At 64.5% G+C, this 16417-nt stretch carries 17 protein-coding genes; 10 read left to right on the top strand and 7 right to left on the bottom strand.

Translation table 11 applies throughout. The annotated features are described in order from the left end of the window. Positions 1-4 precede the first annotated feature (4 nt). Positions 5-1906 (top strand): chemotaxis protein CheA, encoded by a 1902-nt coding sequence (locus CEW83_RS08130; RefSeq protein ID WP_199915241.1) that lies wholly within the window; start codon positions 5-7, stop codon positions 1904-1906. Positions 1907-1985: 79 nt separating this feature from the next. On the opposite strand, the gene tal is transcribed toward CEW83_RS08130, so the two are convergent. The 4 genes from tal to xseA all read right to left on the bottom strand — a co-directional run bounded on the left by tal (position 1986) and on the right by xseA (position 6065). Next, a complete protein-coding gene (gene tal / locus CEW83_RS08125) occupies positions 1986-3065 on the bottom strand; it encodes a transaldolase (protein ID WP_108948891.1) in 1080 nt (359 codons plus the stop codon). Positions 3066-3104: 39 nt separating this feature from the next. Further along, positions 3105-3854 (bottom strand): pseudouridine synthase, encoded by a 750-nt coding sequence (locus CEW83_RS08120; RefSeq protein ID WP_108948890.1) that lies wholly within the window; start codon positions 3852-3854, stop codon positions 3105-3107. Between the two features lie 108 nt (positions 3855-3962). Beyond that, positions 3963-4547 carry a superoxide dismutase gene (locus CEW83_RS08115; protein ID WP_108948889.1) on the bottom strand — a complete coding sequence of 195 codons (585 nt, stop codon included), beginning with the start codon at positions 4545-4547 and terminating at the stop codon, positions 3963-3965. 177 nt (positions 4548-4724) lie between these two features. Continuing rightward, positions 4725-6065, bottom strand: coding sequence for an exodeoxyribonuclease VII large subunit (gene xseA, locus CEW83_RS08110; protein ID WP_108948888.1), 1341 nt, complete (start codon positions 6063-6065; stop codon positions 4725-4727). A 316-nt stretch (positions 6066-6381) separates the two neighbouring features. Here xseA and CEW83_RS08105 point away from each other — a divergent pair, with 316 nt between their 5' ends. The 8 genes from CEW83_RS08105 to ggt all read left to right on the top strand — a co-directional run bounded on the left by CEW83_RS08105 (position 6382) and on the right by ggt (position 13247). After that, positions 6382-6990, top strand: a complete 609-nt coding sequence (locus tag CEW83_RS08105) for a MotA/TolQ/ExbB proton channel family protein (protein ID WP_108948887.1) — start codon at positions 6382-6384, stop codon at positions 6988-6990. 9 nt (positions 6991-6999) lie between these two features. Further along, entirely contained in the window at positions 7000-7422 is a 423-nt protein-coding gene (locus CEW83_RS08100; protein WP_108948886.1) for an ExbD/TolR family protein, read from the top strand. A 10-nt stretch (positions 7423-7432) separates the two neighbouring features. Beyond that, positions 7433-8446 carry a tetraacyldisaccharide 4'-kinase gene (gene lpxK, locus CEW83_RS08095; protein WP_108948885.1) on the top strand — a complete coding sequence of 338 codons (1014 nt, stop codon included), beginning with the start codon at positions 7433-7435 and terminating at the stop codon, positions 8444-8446. Next, a complete protein-coding gene (locus CEW83_RS08090; protein ID WP_108948884.1) occupies positions 8427-8615 on the top strand; it encodes a Trm112 family protein in 189 nt (62 codons plus the stop codon). The genes lpxK and CEW83_RS08090 overlap by 20 nt, the downstream gene beginning before the upstream one ends. 8 nt (positions 8616-8623) lie before the next feature. Then, positions 8624-9391, top strand: coding sequence for a 3-deoxy-manno-octulosonate cytidylyltransferase (gene kdsB, locus CEW83_RS08085; RefSeq protein WP_108948883.1), 768 nt, complete (start codon positions 8624-8626; stop codon positions 9389-9391). A 107-nt stretch (positions 9392-9498) separates the two neighbouring features. Then, the gene (gene adk, locus CEW83_RS08080) at positions 9499-10152 is read left to right on the top strand and encodes an adenylate kinase (RefSeq protein ID WP_108948882.1); all 654 of its coding nucleotides are present in this window, start codon (positions 9499-9501) and stop codon (positions 10150-10152) included. 92 nt (positions 10153-10244) lie between these two features. Then, entirely contained in the window at positions 10245-11483 is a 1239-nt protein-coding gene (locus tag CEW83_RS08075) for a 6-phosphofructokinase (protein ID WP_108948881.1), read from the top strand. A gap of 27 nt (positions 11484-11510) precedes the next feature. After that, entirely contained in the window at positions 11511-13247 is a 1737-nt protein-coding gene (gene ggt, locus CEW83_RS08070; RefSeq protein ID WP_234419022.1) for a gamma-glutamyltransferase, read from the top strand. On the opposite strand, the gene CEW83_RS08065 is transcribed toward ggt, so the two are convergent. Both CEW83_RS08065 and murJ read right to left on the bottom strand, forming a co-directional pair. Beyond that, a complete protein-coding gene (locus tag CEW83_RS08065; protein ID WP_108948880.1) occupies positions 13248-13877 on the bottom strand; it encodes a YbhB/YbcL family Raf kinase inhibitor-like protein in 630 nt (209 codons plus the stop codon). It lies immediately after the preceding gene. 130 nt (positions 13878-14007) lie between these two features. Then, positions 14008-15546, bottom strand: a complete 1539-nt coding sequence (murJ, locus tag CEW83_RS08060; RefSeq protein ID WP_108948879.1) for a murein biosynthesis integral membrane protein MurJ — start codon at positions 15544-15546, stop codon at positions 14008-14010. A gap of 149 nt (positions 15547-15695) precedes the next feature. On the opposite strand from murJ, the gene rpsT reads away from it, so the two are divergent. Beyond that, positions 15696-15962 carry a 30S ribosomal protein S20 gene (gene rpsT / locus CEW83_RS08055; protein ID WP_108948878.1) on the top strand — a complete coding sequence of 89 codons (267 nt, stop codon included), beginning with the start codon at positions 15696-15698 and terminating at the stop codon, positions 15960-15962. A 159-nt stretch (positions 15963-16121) separates the two neighbouring features. Here the strand turns inward: rpsT and CEW83_RS08050 are convergent, their stop codons facing one another. Next, positions 16122-16412, bottom strand: coding sequence for a DUF3579 domain-containing protein (locus CEW83_RS08050; RefSeq protein WP_108948877.1), 291 nt, complete (start codon positions 16410-16412; stop codon positions 16122-16124). Positions 16413-16417: the final 5 nt, after the last annotated feature.

Raw genomic sequence — 16417 nt, 5'->3', positions numbered from 1 at the left:
AGCGATGAGTGACTTTGCCGGAATGGAAGATCTGTTGCAGGACTTCCTGGTCGAAGCCGGAGACCTGTTGTCGGGTGTCGACAACAAACTGGTCGATCTGGAGCGCTTCCCTGACGACCGGAACCTGCTCAACGATATTTTTCGCGGGTTTCATACCATCAAGGGTGGCGCCGGTTTTCTCAACGCCACCGAGCTGGTGACCCTGTGCCACCTCACCGAGAACCTGTTCGACAAGCTGCGCAACGGCGAACTCGCGGTCAGCTCGGAGATGATGGACGTCATCCTCGAGGCGACCGGCGCAGTGCGCGAGATGTTCAATCATCTCGAGCATGGTGGCCAGCCGCCCGCAGCCGATCCGGCCCTGATTGCCGCGCTGAAACTCGCCATTGCCGGTGAGGCCGTGCCGGCGGTCGAGCCGGCGTCGACCAGAAAGAGTGGTGGCGAAGGTGGGGGCGAGAACCCCGGCAGCGCGCACGAGCCTGACTGGAAGCTCCTCTACAACGCCGTCGCGGTGGTGCCGAAGGGTGCTGCCGATCCTGCTGCGGAAGCCGCGAAGCTCATTCCTGCGCAGCCCCTGGAGGACCCGGAAGAGGTCATCACGCGTGCGGTCGGACGCCGTGCGAGCGACCGGCCAGGTGCTTCCGCACCGGCAGGGCGGCGCGAGGGCGAGCGTCAGCGCGACAACTCGATCCGCGTCGATACCTCGCGCCTCGACCAGGTGCTGAACCTGTCGGGCGAAATCGGGCTGACCAAGAACCGGCTCAATGCGCTGCGCAGCGACATCCTGAGCGGACGCAACGATACCGAGACCCTGCATGCGCTCGACCTGGCGGTGAGCCAGCTCGACCTGCTGGTTTCGGATCTGCAGAACGCGGTGATGAAAACACGCATGCAGCCGATCGGTCGGCTGTTCCAGAAATATCCGCGCATTGCGCGCGACCTTGCGCGCAATCTCGGCAAGGATGTGGAGCTCGTGCTTGCCGGCGAGGAAACCGAGATCGACAAGACCATGATCGAGGACTTGTCCGATCCGATCATCCACCTCATTCGCAATGCGGTCGATCATGGTGTCGAAGACGGCGTCGAACGCCGGGCCAATGGCAAGCCGGAGAAGTCCGAAGTCCGTCTCGAAGCGCGCCAGGAGGGCGATCACATCGTGATCCTGATCGCTGACGATGGTCGCGGCATGAACGCCGAGAAGCTGCGGGCCAAGGCCTTGCAGAAAGGCCTCATCACCGATGAGGAGGCCAATACGATGGATGAGCGGCAGAGCTTCAACCTCATCTTCCTGCCCGGATTCTCGCTTGCGGCCAAGGTGTCGGACGTATCCGGCCGCGGCGTCGGAATGGACGTGGTGCGAACCAACATCCAGAAGCTCAACGGATCGATCGACATCCGCTCGACCCAGGGCAAGGGCACGACCTTCATCATCAGCCTGCCGCTGACGCTGGCGATCCTGCCCGTGTTGCTGGTCAGGCTCGGGGAACAGCCGTTTGCCGTGCCGCTGTCGATGGTGCGCGAGATCCTGCCGATCGAGCTCGACCAGGTGCAGGAGGTGGGGGGCAGGGCGACGATGGTGGTGCGGGGCGAAGTGCTGCCCATTCTGCCACTTGCCGGCCTGCTGGGCTGGGAGCAGGAGCGCCCGCCGGAGTACGGCGTGCTGATGCAGACCGCCGAGCTGTCGTTCATTCTGGCCATCGACAGTTTTGCCGGTCGCGAGGATGCCGTGATCAAGTCGCTCGATGACTTCCGGCCCAAGGGTGTAGCCGGTGTGACGACCCTGTCCAACGGACAGATCGTCCTCATTCTCGACATGAAGGAAGTGCTGGGCGCGGCTGGCGATCAGCGCGGTGTGGCACGCTCGGCGCTGGTGAAGAAGCTCCTGCCGCAGCTGGCGGCGGCCTGACCCGCCTGCTGCGCGCCGCGGCCAGCGTGAGCTGCCGTGCGGCGCGCAGTGCCTGAAGCGGCAGTCGCCGCTTCAGGCTTCAGTCTGCAGTCAATTCAAGCAGCTTTGAGAACGCTTCCTCGAACTGGTGCAGGCCGTCCGCCTGCAGCTTTTCACCGACTGCATCCATGTCGATCGAGAGGGCCGCAAGGCCATCCATGGCCGCCTGCGCGAGGCCGACGTCCTGCTCCAGCGTATTGCCGACCCTGCCATGGTCGCGCAGCGCGTCAAGCGTTGCGTCAGGCAGGGTATTCACTGTTTCCGGCCCAATAAGAGGCTCAACGTACAGCAGGTCGCTGTAGTCGGGGTTCTTGGTACCGGTGCTGGCCCACAGCATGAACTGCGGGCGGGCGCCCGCCGCCTGCAGGGCGGCAAAGTCGGGACCGTGAAAGCGCGCGCGGTAGTGCTGGTAGGCGAGGCGTGCAGTGGCGACCGCAGCCTTGCCGCGGAGTGCAAGCGCCTCGCCGCCGAGTTCTTCCAACTGCTTGTCGACCAGGGTATCGACCCGCGACAGGAACAGGCTCGCCACCGACATCACGCTGGAAACGTCTCCGCCCGCGGCCCGCAGACGTTCGAGGCCACGCACATAGGCGGCGGCGACCGCATCGACATGGGCGAGCGAGAACATCAGGGTGACGTTGACGCTGACGCCGGCGCCGATGAGCTGTTCGATCGCTTTCAGTCCTGCAGCGCTTGCGGGAACCTTGATCAGGAGGTTGGGACGATCGACCGCAGCCTTGAGCCGCAGGCCGGCTTCCAGGGTGCCTGCGGCGTCGTCGGCCAGGTCGGGTGACACCTCCAGGCTCACATAGCCCTTATTGCCGTGCGATTCGTGGTGCAGTGGCAGCAGCAGGTCACAGGCGCGCTGCACGTCGGGGATCACCAGCTGTTCATAGCGCGCTTCGGCACCGATGGGCTGGCGCTTGAGCGCCGCCAGATCGTCTTCGTAGTATCGTCCGCCGGCAATGGCCTTGTAAAAGATTGCCGGGTTGGTCGTCACGCCAGCGACGCCATCCTCGGCTATGAAGCGTGCCAGATGCCCTTCATTGAGCAGCGTGCGGGAGAGGTTGTCGAGCCAGATTTGCTGACCCTGTTCGCGAACTTGCAGAAGCGGATTCATGTGACCTGCGGGCGGGTGACGGATCGGACCCTCATTCTGCTATGAATCGCCCGTGGCCGAAAGTCCGTCAGCCTGCAAATGCCAACCGAGTGCCGTCAGTACCTTCGTAAAGTCCTGCGCCAGGGGGCAGTCGATCTGCAATGGGGTGTTGCTCAAAGGGTGGCGGAAGGCGAGTCCGGTGCACGCAAGGAGCAGGCGGTCGCTGCCGAAGAGGGTCTGGAACAGCCGGTTGTGGCGGCCCTTGCCAAATGTTGCATCGCCAATGATCGGGTGCGAGACATGTTTCAGGTGGCGGCGCAGCTGATGGCGGCGGCCGGTCTCGGGTTCCAGCTCGACCAGCGCATAGCGGCTGCTCGGGTAGCGGTCGACCTGGTAGGGCAGTTCGGCCGTGGCCAGTCGGCGGTAGCGGGTGATGGCGCTCTGCGGCAAGGTTTCTGCGCGCGCAGACCTGCGCTCCGCGGGGTCGAAACGGCGCACCAGCGGATGATCGATGACGTCGGCTGCGGGCGGATGACCGCGCACGACAGCAACATAGCGTTTCGATACCTGCTGATTCTCGAACAGCGCGCCGGCACGCGCGGCCGTATCGCGATCGAGTGCGAACAGCAGTACGCCCGACGTGCCCTTGTCGAGACGGTGAGCGGGATGGACGTGGCGGCCGATCTGGTCGCGCAGCAACTGTACCGCGAAGCGCTCCTCGCGCGCGTCAAGTCCGGTGCGATGAACCAGCAGGCCGGAGGGCTTGTGGATCGCGATCAGGTGATCGTCGCGATAGAGGATGTCAAGCATCGGAGGGTATGGCCTTGTGCTTCGGGCGTCCGAGAAAACAAAAGCGACCCCGGAGGCCGGGATCGCTTTGCGAGTCTGCACTCCCCGAAGGGAGCGGGACGGCAGGGATCAGGCGAAGTTCTTCGCCGCGAATTCCCAGTTGGCCAGCTTGTCGAGGAAGGTGGCCACGAAGTCCGGACGACGGTTGCGGTAGTCGATGTAGTAGGCATGTTCCCACACGTCGATACAGAGCAGTGCCTTGTCGCCGGTGGTCAGCGGGGTGCCGGCGGCGCCCATGTTGACGATGTCCACTGCGCCGTCAGCCTTCTTGACCAGCCAGGTCCAGCCCGAACCGAAGTTGCCCACGGCCGAAGCGGTAAAGGCCTTCTTGAAGTCGTCGAACGAGCCCCACTTGGCCTTGATTGCGTCGGCCAGCGCGCCACTCGGCTCGCCGCCGCCGTTCGGCTTCATGCTGCTCCAGAAGAAGGTGTGGTTCCAGACCTGGGCGGAGTTGTTGTAGATGCCACCGGCGGGGGCCTTCTTGACGATGGCCTCGAGGTCGAGGTTCTCGAACTCGGTACCCTTGATCAGGTTGTTCAGGTTGGTGACATAGGCCTGATGGTGCTTGCCGTAGTGAAACTCCAGGGTTTCAGCAGAGATATGCGGAGCCAGGGCATCCTTGGCATAGGGCAGAGCGGGAAGAGTATGTTCCATCGAGTTCTCCAGTCGGTATTGTCGAAGCGTCAATCGGTCAGTCAATGAGGAATGCCGATGATTCAAAGCCTGACCATTCTAGTCGGGATTGGTCTGAAGTGACAATCCTGAGGGCCATGATCATAAGCCTATCCGTGGAGCATGGAAACTGGCCGGCAAGGTGTGCGCGCCGGCAGATCAGCGCTTGCCGGTAATCTTTCCGCTCAGTTCGCCCTCAGCCAGTTGCACATGAATGGTGTCGCCAATGCCGGCCGTCGTGGCCGAGCGCAGGATGTTGCCGGCCGCGTCGCGGGTGATGCTGTAGCCCCGGGCCAGCACCGCCTCGGGCGCCAGATGCTGGAGGTGGGCGGCGAGCGCGGCGATGCCATGACTGTGCGCGTCAAGCCTGCCGCGGGCGGCTCGTCGCAGCCGGTCGCCGAGTTGATCGACCTGCTGCTTCGAGTGGGCAGGGTCCGGACGCCGGTTCTGCAGCCTGACCGCGAACTGGGCCTGGCGATGGGCGCTGCGTTCCAGCTGGGTGCGCATGGCGCGCTGCAGGCCCTTTCGCAGCCCGTTCACGGTTTCTGCTGCCCGGCGCAGGCGCTCGCGCGGGTGCACCAGGCGCAGGGCGCAGCGGTCCAGCTGCTGTCCGAGGGTTTCCAGCCTGCGCTGCAGGGTGCGTGTCAGACGCATCTCGAGTGTCTGGCATTCGCTGCGTGCGGCGTGATAACCGGCGCTGGCGAGCTCCGCGGCACCGGTCGGAGTGGCGGCGCGCAGGTCGGCGGCAAAGTCGGCAATGGTGAAGTCGGTTTCATGGCCGACGCCGCTGACAACAGGCACCGGGCAGGCCCGGATCGCGCGCGCCAGGGCCTCGTCGTTGAAGGCCCACAGATCTTCGATGCTGCCGCCGCCACGTACCAGCAGGATGAGGTCGATGCCGTCGGACCCGGCCCGTCGGCCAGCCTGCTGCAGCGATTCGAGCAGCCGGGCGGGGGCGTCAGCGCCCTGCACCGGTGCCGGATAGAGCACCAGCGGCAATTGCGGGCAACGCCGCTGCAAGGTCGCGATGACGTCGCGCAGGGCGGCGGCGGCGGGCGAGGTGACAATGCCGATGCCGCGGGGAAAGCGCGGCAGGGGGCGACGCCGTTCGGGGTCGAACAGCCCCTCGGCCGACAGTTTGTCCTTGAGCCGGTTGAAGGCTTCGAACAGGTTGCCGATGCCCGCCGGACGCAGGGCTTCGACGTTGAGCTGGTAGTCCCCGCGCGCCTCGTAGAGCGTGACCAGTGCCCGGGCCTCGACCTTCATGCCGTTTTCAGGGCGGAACGCCAGCAGCTGGGCCCGGTTGCGCCACATTGCGCACCGCACCTGCGCCTGCGCATCCTTGAGGGTGAAGTAGATGTGGCCCGAGCTGGCCCGGGTCAGATTGGAAACCTCTCCGCCAACCCAGAGCAGGGGAATGCCGGTTTCCAGTGTTTCACGCGCAAGACGGTTGAGCGCCGAGACGCCAAGTACCTGTGCTGCTGGGATTTCTGCGGGCATGCGGGCGTGAGGGTCGGTTTCCGGAGGCCGGATTGTAGCGGAATCCACAGCCTGTCAAGTACTTCGGGCGTCGTCATGCAAGTCCTTGATGAAACAAAGGCTTATTTTTAAGTCATTGTTTTTGTTGATAAAAGATGTTGCACAAATTTTCATCGGAGTAAGACAAGCCGCGCCGTTACCGGGATTGCGGGCAGGATTCAGAAATGCCCCACAAACTTATCCACAGCTTCTGTGGATTGCTTGGGCTGCGAGCCGGCTTGCCCTGCTTGCGCGGCAAGGCTAGAGTTCCGCTTTTGCTGATTCGAGGTTGATACGCGTGTTCGCGATCATTCAGGCCGCCGGCTGGCCCATGTGGCCCTTGTTGTTTGCGTCGGTGATTGCCGTCGCTTTGATCATCGAACGTTCGGTCAGCCTGCGCCGGGCGCGCGTCGTGCCCGCCGGCCTGCTCGACAACGTCATTGCCGATCTGCGTCAGCATGGCAGCTCGCCTGAGATGGTGAGCCGCGTTGCAGCCCATTCTCCGCTCGGCCGTGTGCTGGCGGCGGGCCTGCGCAATGTGACGAGCACCCGGGTGATCATGAAGGAGTCGATCGAGGAGTCGGGGCGTGCCGTGGTGCACGATCTCGAACGCTTCCTCACCACGCTGGGCACGATTGCCGCGATCAGCCCCCTGCTGGGCCTGTTCGGGACCATCGTCGGCATGATCGACATCTTTGCCTCGCAGGGTGTCAACGGCGCCAATCCGGCACAGCTGGCCAAGGGCATTTCGATTGCGCTGTACACCACGGGTCTCGGCCTCATCATTGCCATTCCGGCGACCATCTTCTGGCGCCACTTTCGCCGTCTGATCGATGACTTCGTGGTCGATATGGAGCAGCAGGCGATCAAGCTGGTTGAAGTCGCCCATGGCGAGCGCCGTGGCTGAGCACCGACCATGAACTTTCGTCGTGCCGTTCGCCATGAAGAACCCGAGATCAACCTCATCCCGTTGATCGACGTGGTGCTGGTCATCATCATCTTCCTGATGCTGACCACGACCTTCACCCAGACCAGCGGCCTTGAGATCAACCTCCCGACCGCCGAAGCCACCGGCGACGAAGCGGTGAGCAACGAGATCGTCGTCGCCGTGACGGCAGCGGGCGACGTCATCGTCAATCGCAATCCGGTGGCCGACAAGGGCATCGAAGCGATTGCCGAAGCGTTGGGCAAGGCCCGGCCGGGCGGACAGAAGGAGCCGGTGGTGGTGATCAACGCCGATGCCAAGGCCGCCCACCAGAGTGTGGTCGATGTGATGCAGGCTGCGCAGCGCGCCGGTCTGGCCCACATCACTTTCGCCATCCAGACGCCTCCGCGCTGAGGCGGCATCGATGGCAGCCCGGGCGCCGGCCTTCTGGCAGCAGCGTTCAGGACGGGCGCTGCTGCTGTCTCCCTTGTCCCTGCTGTTCGGTCTGCTGGCGTCGCTGCGACGAGCCCTGTACCGGATGGGCGTGCTGCGCACGGTGCGCCTGCCGGTGCCGGTGATCGTGGTTGGCAATATCGCGGTCGGCGGCAGCGGCAAGACGCCCTCGGTCGACTGGCTGGTCAGGCAGTTGCGCGCGGCCGGATGGTCTCCTGGAATCGTGTCGCGCGGTTATGGCGGTACGGTCGAGGGTATCGGCCTGGTGAGCGCGGACAGCGACCCAAGCCTGTGTGGTGACGAACCGGTGCTGCTGGCCAGGCTGACCCGCTGTCCGGTCGCAGTCGGTCGGGATCGCCCGGCTGCGGCGCAGGGCCTGCTCGCAGCGCACCCGGAATGCGACCTCATCGTGTCCGACGACGGCATGCAGCATTACCGGCTGGCGCGGGATGTCGAGATCGCGGTGGTCGATCAGGCAACGCTGGGCAATTGCCGCCTGCTGCCGGCCGGCCCCTTGCGTGAGCCGCTCGGACGCTTGCGCAACGTCGATCTGGTGATTGCGCACGGTGCGCTTTCCCCGCCCGTCAGTGCGGCGATTGGCGGCGTCGCAGTGGCCTCCATGACGCTCGAAGGTGCCAGTTTCCGTTCGCTGCGCCGCCCGGCTGACACCTGCGAGGCCTCGGTATTTCGAGGGCGGCGCGTGCATGCGCTGGCCGGAATCGGGCGCCCGGAACGCTTTTTCGATCAGCTGCGTGCGATGGGCCTCGACGTGGTTGAGCACCCCTTTCCCGATCATCATCGCTTCACCGCGGCCGATCTCGACTTCGCGCCCGATGAAGCAAAACTGATGACGAGCAAGGATGCGGTAAAATGCGCCCCTTTCGCGCCTGACAATGCCTGGGAGTTCCCGGTGCAGGCCTCAATTGGTTCGGGTGCTGCCGAACGCATCCTGGAGAAGCTGAACAATGGACGCCAGACTGCTTGAGATTCTCGTTTGTCCGATTTGCAAGGGGCCGCTTGATTACCTGAAGAGCAGCCAGGAGCTGGTGTGCAAGGGTGATCGACTCGCTTTCCCGATTCGCGACGGCATCCCGGTGATGCTTGAGGAGGAAGCGCGTGTCATGAGCGCTGAAGACGTCGACGCCCTGCGCTGAGGCGGCCGATGAAGACTGCTTTTCGAGTCGTGGTGCCGGCGCGCCACGCGTCCACCCGTCTGCCGGGCAAGCCGCTGGCGGACATCGCCGGCAAGCCGATGGTGGTACGGGTGCTGGAGCGTGCGAGTGCCGCGGGCGCAAGCGAGGTCTGGATCGCAACCGACCATGAAGGCGTGCGCGACGCGGTGCTTGCGGCCGGGGGCAAGGTGCAGATGACGCGCGCCGACCACCCGAGCGGTACCGACCGCCTGGCCGAGGTGGCGACTGCGCTCGGATGGGCTGACGACGACATCGTGGTCAACGTGCAGGGCGACGAGCCTCTGATCGACCCGGCGCTGATCGCTGCGGTCGCGAACGCCCTCGCCGACGATGCCGATGCCGCGATTGCCACTGCTGCGCACCCGATCCATGCTGCAGACGAGATGTTCAACCCGAACGTGGTCAAGGTGGTGTGCGACGCGCGTGAGCGTGCGATGTATTTTTCACGTGCGCCCATTCCGTGGGCACGCGATGCCTGGGCGGACACGCGCCAGGTGCTGCCGCCCGAGTTGCCGGTGCTGCGCCATGTCGGGCTCTATGCTTACCGGGTCGGATTTCTCAAGCGCTATGCATCGCTCACGCCTGCGCCGGTGGAGCACTGGGAAGCGCTGGAGCAGTTGCGCGCGCTGTGGCACGGATTCCCGATCCGGGTGCTGCGCCTGGACGCCGCACCAGCGGCCGGCGTGGATACGCTCGAAGATCTGATCCGGGTACGGGCGGTGTTCTCCGCAGGTTGAGGCATTCGCGATCGTGTTTGACCGGTCGGGACTTGTCGGTTAAGTTTCGGCCTTGAACCAATAAGACCATGCCGCCGGATGGCGGACGCATTTTTCGGGGAGGGTGTATGCGACTGATTCTTCTGGGACCGCCGGGCGCCGGCAAGGGAACGCAAGCCAACTTCATCAAGGAGAAGTTCGGCATTCCGCAGATCTCCACGGGCGACATGCTGCGTGCTGCCGTGAAGGCGGGAACCCCGCTGGGTATCGAGGCCAAGAAGGTGATGGATGCCGGCGGTCTGGTGTCCGACGACATCATCATCGGTCTGGTCAAGGATCGCCTGCAGCAGGACGACTGCAAGTCCGGCTACATGTTCGACGGTTTTCCGCGCACCATTCCGCAGGCCGACGCGATGAAGGATGCCGGCGTGCCGATCGATTTCGTGCTCGAGATCGACGTTCCCGACAGCGAAATCGTAGAGCGCATGAGCGGTCGTCGTGCCCACCTGCCTTCGGGTCGCACCTACCACGTCAAGTACAACCCGCCCAAGGTCGAGGGCAAGGACGACGTGACCGGTGAGGATCTGGTGCAGCGTGACGACGACAAGGAAGAGACGGTCAAGAAGCGTCTCGACGTCTATCACGCTCAAACCAAGCCGCTGGTCGCCTACTACAGCGACTGGGCTGCCTCGGGTGCCGCCAATGCGCCCAAGGTTCGCAAGATCCTGGGTCTGGGTGCTGTCGAGGAGATCACTGCCCGCGCCTTTGACGCCCTGAAGTAAGCAGTCCCTGCCGTATCCAGCGCGGTCGGTGCCGTTTTGCGGTGCCGGCCGCGTTTGTCTTCGTGCTCCCCTTTTCTTCGGAAACGCCGTCCATGAACCTGCTTTATGCCCAGTCCGGTGGCGTGACCGCCGTCATCAATGCCAGTGCTGCAGGGGTGATTGATGCTGCGCGTGAGCATCCCGGCCGGATCGGCAAGGTGCTGGCGGCGCGTCATGGCATTCTCGGTCTGCTGGCCGAAGACATCTACGACACCGCCGCCGTCGATACCGTTGCGCTGGCGCATACGCCCGGCGGCGCCTTCGGTTCGTGTCGTTTCGATCTGCCTCCGGAGGACGAACAGCCCGCGCTCTACGACCGGCTGTTTGCCGTGCTTGCTGCCCATGACATCGGCGCGGTGCTGTACAACGGCGGAAACGGCTCGATGGACCTCATCGGCAGGCTCTCGGGCGCGGCGCGCCGGCGTTCGTTTCCGCTGGTCTGTGTGGGCGTGCCGAAGACGGTGGACAACGACATCGAGGGTAGCGACTGCTGCCCTGGCTACGGTTCGGCGGCCAAGTACCTGGCGACCTCGATGCGCGAGGCCGGACGCGATGTGGCCTCGATGACCGGACGCAAGGGCCGGGTCTTCGTGATGGAAGTGATGGGGCGCAATGTCGGCTGGCTGGCGGCAGCCACGGCGCTGGCGGCGCGCACACCCGACGAGGCTCCCCACATCGTGCTTCTGCCTGAGGTTGCGTTTGACGAAGTCGCCTTTCTTGCCCGGGTGCAGGCCGTGGTGGAGCGGCTGGGCTATTGCGCGGTGACGGTGGCTGAAGGGCTGCGCGGTGCCGATGGTGGTGTGCTGATGAAGCAGGACCGGGATGCAAAAGGCTATGTCCAGCTGGGTGGGGCGGGCGAGGCCATTGCGCATCTGGTGCACGAGCGCCTGGGTTACAAGCAGCATTTTTCCGTGCCGGATTATCTGCAGCGTGCGGCCGGTCACTGGATTTCGGCAACCGACCATGCGCAGGCGGTGGCAGTCGGTCGTGCGGCGGTCGGCTATGCCCTCGAAGGCCAGGACGGGGTGACTGCCGCGATCCGACGTGTGGCGGACGCGCCCTACACCTGGGATGTGGTTCCGGTGGACGCGGCCGGAATCGCCAACCTTGAACGCAAACTTCCCGCCGACTTCATCGCGGCGGACGGAATGGGGCTCAACGAAGCCGGGCGGCGCTATATTCGGCCGCTTATCTGTGGTGAGCTGTCCATTCCTTGCGTCGATGGCCTGCCCGCGCATTACGTCATCGACCAGCCCTTGCTTCCCCGCCAGTTGCCGCCTTACGCTGCCTGAATTTCCGCCGGAGGTTTTGCCATGGTCATGAGCTGCAAACGCAGTATTTGCATCGGCATGCTGAGCCTGTTTGCCGCCCCTTTGCCGCTTGGTGCGCAGACGCCGGCACAGCCCGAGGCTGCGACCGGCTTTGAGCCGCGTCCGGCCGCATATGCGCCGCATGCAATGGTGGTGACGGCCAATCCTCATGCGACCGAGGCGGCGCTGGGCGTGCTGCGTGCGGGTGGTTCTGCCGCAGATGCCGCAATCGCGGCGGCGCTGGTCCTGAATGTGGTCGAGCCACAGTCCTCGGGGCTGGGTGGCGGTGGTTTTCTGCTTCATTTCGATGCCGCGCAGAAGAGGATGGTGGCCTGGGATGGGCGTGAGACTGCGCCGGCTGCGGTCGACGACGCCCTGTTCCTGGATGCGGCCGGCAAGCCCATGCAGTTTCACGCTGCTGCGGTGGGCGGGCGCGCAGTCGGTGTTCCCGGGCTGCCGCTGCTCCTGGCCGAGGTGCATCGGCAGCATGGGCGCCTGCCGTGGGCACAGCTCTTCGAGCCTGCCATTCGTCTGGCGGACGAGGGCTTTGCCGTGTCGCCCCGCCTTCATGCGCTGATTGCAAAAGACCGCTTTCTCGCGGGCGATGGCGCGGCGAAGGCGCTGTTTTTCGATGGCAATGGTGCGCCGCTGGCGATCGGTGCGCGCTTGCGCAACCCGGCGCTGGCCGATGTCATGCGCCTGCTGGCGAAGGAGGGCGGCGAGGCATTCTATCGGGGGGAGATTGCTGCCGACATCGTTGCAGCGGTGGGTGCGGGTGAAAATCCCGGCACCTTGTCGATTGAGGATTTCGCAGCCTACCGTGTGGTCGGGCGCGAAGCCGTGTGTGGCCCCTACCGCGGCTGGCGGGTGTGCGGCATGCCGCCCCCAAGCTCGGGCGGTGCAACCGTGCTGGCCATGCTCGGCATGCTGACGCGTTTTCCCCTGGCAGAGATCGATCCGGAAAGCGCATTTGCCACCCACCTGTTTGCCGAGGCCGGGCGACTTGCTTTCGCCGATCGCGACGCCTGGTACGGCGATCCGGTGTCGATGCCGCTTGCGCCTGCGAGGCTGCTCGAACCTGGCTATCTGGCGCAGCGTGCCGCGCTGATCTCGCTCGACAGCAGTCTTGGTCGTGCGCAGCCGGGCAATCCGTCGTCCGCGCATGAGCCGGTGCCGGCAGCGACGCCCGAGCGCCCGTCGACGACGCATGTCTCGATCGTCGATGCCGATGGCAATGCGGTGTCGATGACGGCGTCGATCGAGGACGCCTTTGGCAGTCGGCGCATGGTGCGGGGCATGCTGCTCAATAATCAGCTGACCGATTTCTCCTTTGCGCCACGGGATGCGCGTGGCCTGCACCCCAACAGGGTGGGGCCGGGCAAGCGCCCGCGCAGTTCGATGGCGCCGACCTTGGTGTTCGCGCCCGATGGACGCCTGCATGCGGTGCTCGGCTCGCCGGGTGGCAGCGCAATCATCAATTACGTGGCGTCGGCGATTACCGGTCTGGTCGACTGGGGGATGGCGCCCGATGCAGTGCTTGCCCGTCCGCACGCGGCCAGTCGTAATGGGGCGACCGAAGTCGAGCGCCGCCCCGATGGCGAGGCGCTTGCGGCTCGGCTCGCCCTGTTCGGGCATGAAGCCGTGGTGCGCGAACTTACCAGCGGGACCAGTCTGGTGCTGCGCAGCGGGGAAGGCTGGGCCGGCGCGGCCGATCCTCGTCGGGAAGGAATGGCCGCTGGCCTGTAATCAGTCGCTGACGGACGGGTTCAATGTGTAGGTGCCGGTGATGCTGGCCTGCGCGAGTACGTGTCCTGCAATCGCAGCCCGGACTTCGGGGCCCGTGAAGCGGCCTTCTGTCGGGCAGCGATTGACATCGAGCGCGAACAGCGTAAATACATAGCGGTGCATCAGTTCGTCGTTCCACGGCGGGCAGGGACCGTCGTAGCCATGGTAGTTGCCACGCATCGACTCGTCAGCCGCAAACCACTCGGTGTAGTTATTGACGCCCTGACGCGTTCCGTGCGCGGCGTCCGGGCCGGGCTTGCCGCCGGGGGTGACGCCGCTCGAGAAGCTGCCTTGCGCGATTTCGCGCTGATGTGCCGGGATGTCCACCAGGATCCAGTGAAAGAAATCGACCCGCGGCAGGCTGGCCGGAACGCTTCTCCCTTCCTGATTGACGTCCTCTCCGCTGCTCGGGACGTCGGGGTCGTGGCATATGAGGGCGAAGGACCGGGTACCCGCGGGCACGTCGGACCAGCTCAAGTGGGGGTTCAGGTTCTGGCCGAGCTGCACATGGCCTTCGGTCGCCGGAATGCAGAAAGCAAATTCGCCGGCGATGCGTGCGCCGTCGGTCAGGCTCTGGCTGGTCAGTTTCATGTCGCGCCTCCTTGCGGGTGATGAATCATTCGATTCTAGCGGCTGTGCGACGTGCTGATCACCCGAAATGCGTGACGGCGCCCTGCTGACAGGGGCCGGGCCTCGGCTTGTGCGCGTCAGCTTGAGTACGTCAGCTTGCGGCCCGGCGTCGAAAGTCGCGCGGACGAAAGCCCAGTGCAAACAGCGCCCCGAAGTATGTGACCGCCCCGGCGACCACCGCCCCGGCCAGCCAGCTGACACGCGCCAGTCCGCTGCGCTCGAGCCAGACCGCATCGGCACTGACGCCGAACCAGAGCACGGCGGCCATGGCAGCCAGTGCAACAAGGAGCTTGAGCCAGAAGCGCCCCCAGCCCGGCTGTGGAACATACACGCCGCGCCGGCGCAGGCCGCGATAGAGCAGGCCCGCATTCAGGCAGGCTGCCAGACCGATGGCGAGGGCCAGCCCGGCATGGCGCAGGGGAACGATGAAGGCGAGGTTCATCAGCTGGGTGGCAAGCAGCGTGATCAGGGCAATCTTGACCGGGGTGCGGATGTCCTGACGGGCGTAGAACCCCGGGGCGAGCACCTTTACCAGGATCATCCCGGTGAGGCCGACGCTGTAGGCGAGCAGTGCCTCGCGCGTCTGCAGGACGTCGTTGCTTGCGAAGGCCCCGTAATGAAACAGGGTGGTGATCAGCGGCACTGACAGCATGGCCAGGCCGAGTGCGGCGGGCAGGGTCAGCATCAGTGTCAGGCGGAGCCCCCAGTCGAGCAGCGACGAAAAGGCTTCGGGGTTGGCGTCGGCATGCAGCTTTGCGAGGCTGGGCAGGAGGATGGTGCCAAGGGCGACGCCGAGCAGCCCGGCGGGGAACTCCATCAGGCGATCCGCGTAGTAGAGCCAGGACACGCTGCCGCTTTCAAGAAATGACGCGAAGATGGTGTTGATCAGCAGCGAGATCTGGCTGACCGAGACGCCGAGGATTGCCGGGGCCATGAGCTTCAGGATGCGGCGCACGCCGGGGTCGGAGTAGTCGATGTTGAAGCGGGGCAGCATGCCGATTCTGGCCAGCGGCCTGATCTGCAGCGCAAGCTGCAGGATGCCACCCAGAAAGACGGCCCACGCCAGCGCCAGCACCGGCGGATCGAAATACGGCGCGGCGAACAGTGCCATGCCGATGAAGGACAGGTTGAGCAGTACTGGCGTGAAGGCCGGGATTGCAAACCGGCTCCAGGTGTTGAGAATGCCGCCGGCGAGCGCGACCAGGGACATGAACAGGATGTAGGGGAAGGTGATCCGGGTCAGTTCGACGGTGAGGGCAAACTTGTCCGCATCTGCCGAGAAGCCCGGCGCGGACACCTGAATGATCAGTGGCGCGCCGAGAATGCCGAGCAGGGCAACCGCGGCGACGGTGAGGCCGAGCAGGGTGGCGACCCGGTCGACGAGGTGGCGGGTGACCGCTTCGCCCTGCTTGTTCTTGTATTCGGCGAGAATCGGAACGAAGGCCTGTGAGAAAGCGCCTTCGGCAAACATCCTTCGCAGCAGGTTGGGCAGGCGAAAGGCGACGAAGAAGGCATCAGTCGCCATGCCGGCACCGAATGCACGCGCAATGACAAAGTCGCGGACGAAACCGAGAATGCGGGACAGCAGTGTCATGCCACTGACGGTGGCAAGGGCGCGCAGGAGATTCATGCGGAAATGGGGCCGTCGGTAAAGGCGGCATGATAGCCGGCCCGGGCATGCGTGCGGCACATTATCCAAGAATGTTGCTTGCGTCCGGCGATCATATTGGTTAAGATCGCGGGCTTCTTAGAACCACGAATCTCACAGGAATTATAAATATGGCCAACTCGGCACAAGCTCGCAAGCGCGCACGTCAGGCGACCAAGGCCCGCGCCCATAACGCCAGCCTGCGTTCGCGTCTGCGTACTGCGATCAAGGCCGTGCGCAAGGCTGTTGTGGGTGGTGACAAGGCTGCCGCTCAGTCTGTCTTCAGCACTTCGATGAGCACGATTGACAGCATCGCTGACAAGAAGATCATTCACAAGAACAAGGCTGCTCGCCACAAGAGCCGTCTGTCCGCTGCCGTGAAGGCAATGGCTGCCTGATCTTCAAGCATCGATCTGCGGCTTTTTGCCGCAAACAAAAACGGCGACCGTGATGTCGCCGTTTTTTTTGCTTCCGTGTTTTGCTTCCTGCGTCGTGCTTGCAGGGTGGGGTGTCCGGCGCCTGGGGCGGGTCGCGGGCGAAATCCCTGGGGCTGCTGCCTACAGCTGGTCGTCGCTGATCGGTTCCATCTGCAGTTCATTGTCGTTGGCGAAATTCACCATGAACTTGTAGGCAAGGGGTTCGATGTCGTAGAGGCGGGCGTCGACCATCACGGTCTTCTGGCCCTTGAGGGTGCAGCCGGGGCGCACATAGGGGGAATACATCATGCGGTGGTCGGCACCGAAGGCCGACATGATTCCGCACAGCCGGTCCGCCCAGTCGCTGGGGCGGAATGTTTTTCCTTCCCTTGTGACCCCGATGATGACGAAGCTCTCAATCTTCTGGTTCATGTGTC

The organism is Parazoarcus communis, assembly GCF_003111645.1.
Taxonomy (GTDB): Bacteria; Pseudomonadota; Gammaproteobacteria; order Burkholderiales; family Rhodocyclaceae; genus Parazoarcus; species Parazoarcus communis_A.
Note: the sequence above shows the minus strand (reverse complement) of the source record. Positions and strands in the feature narration are given on the sequence as shown.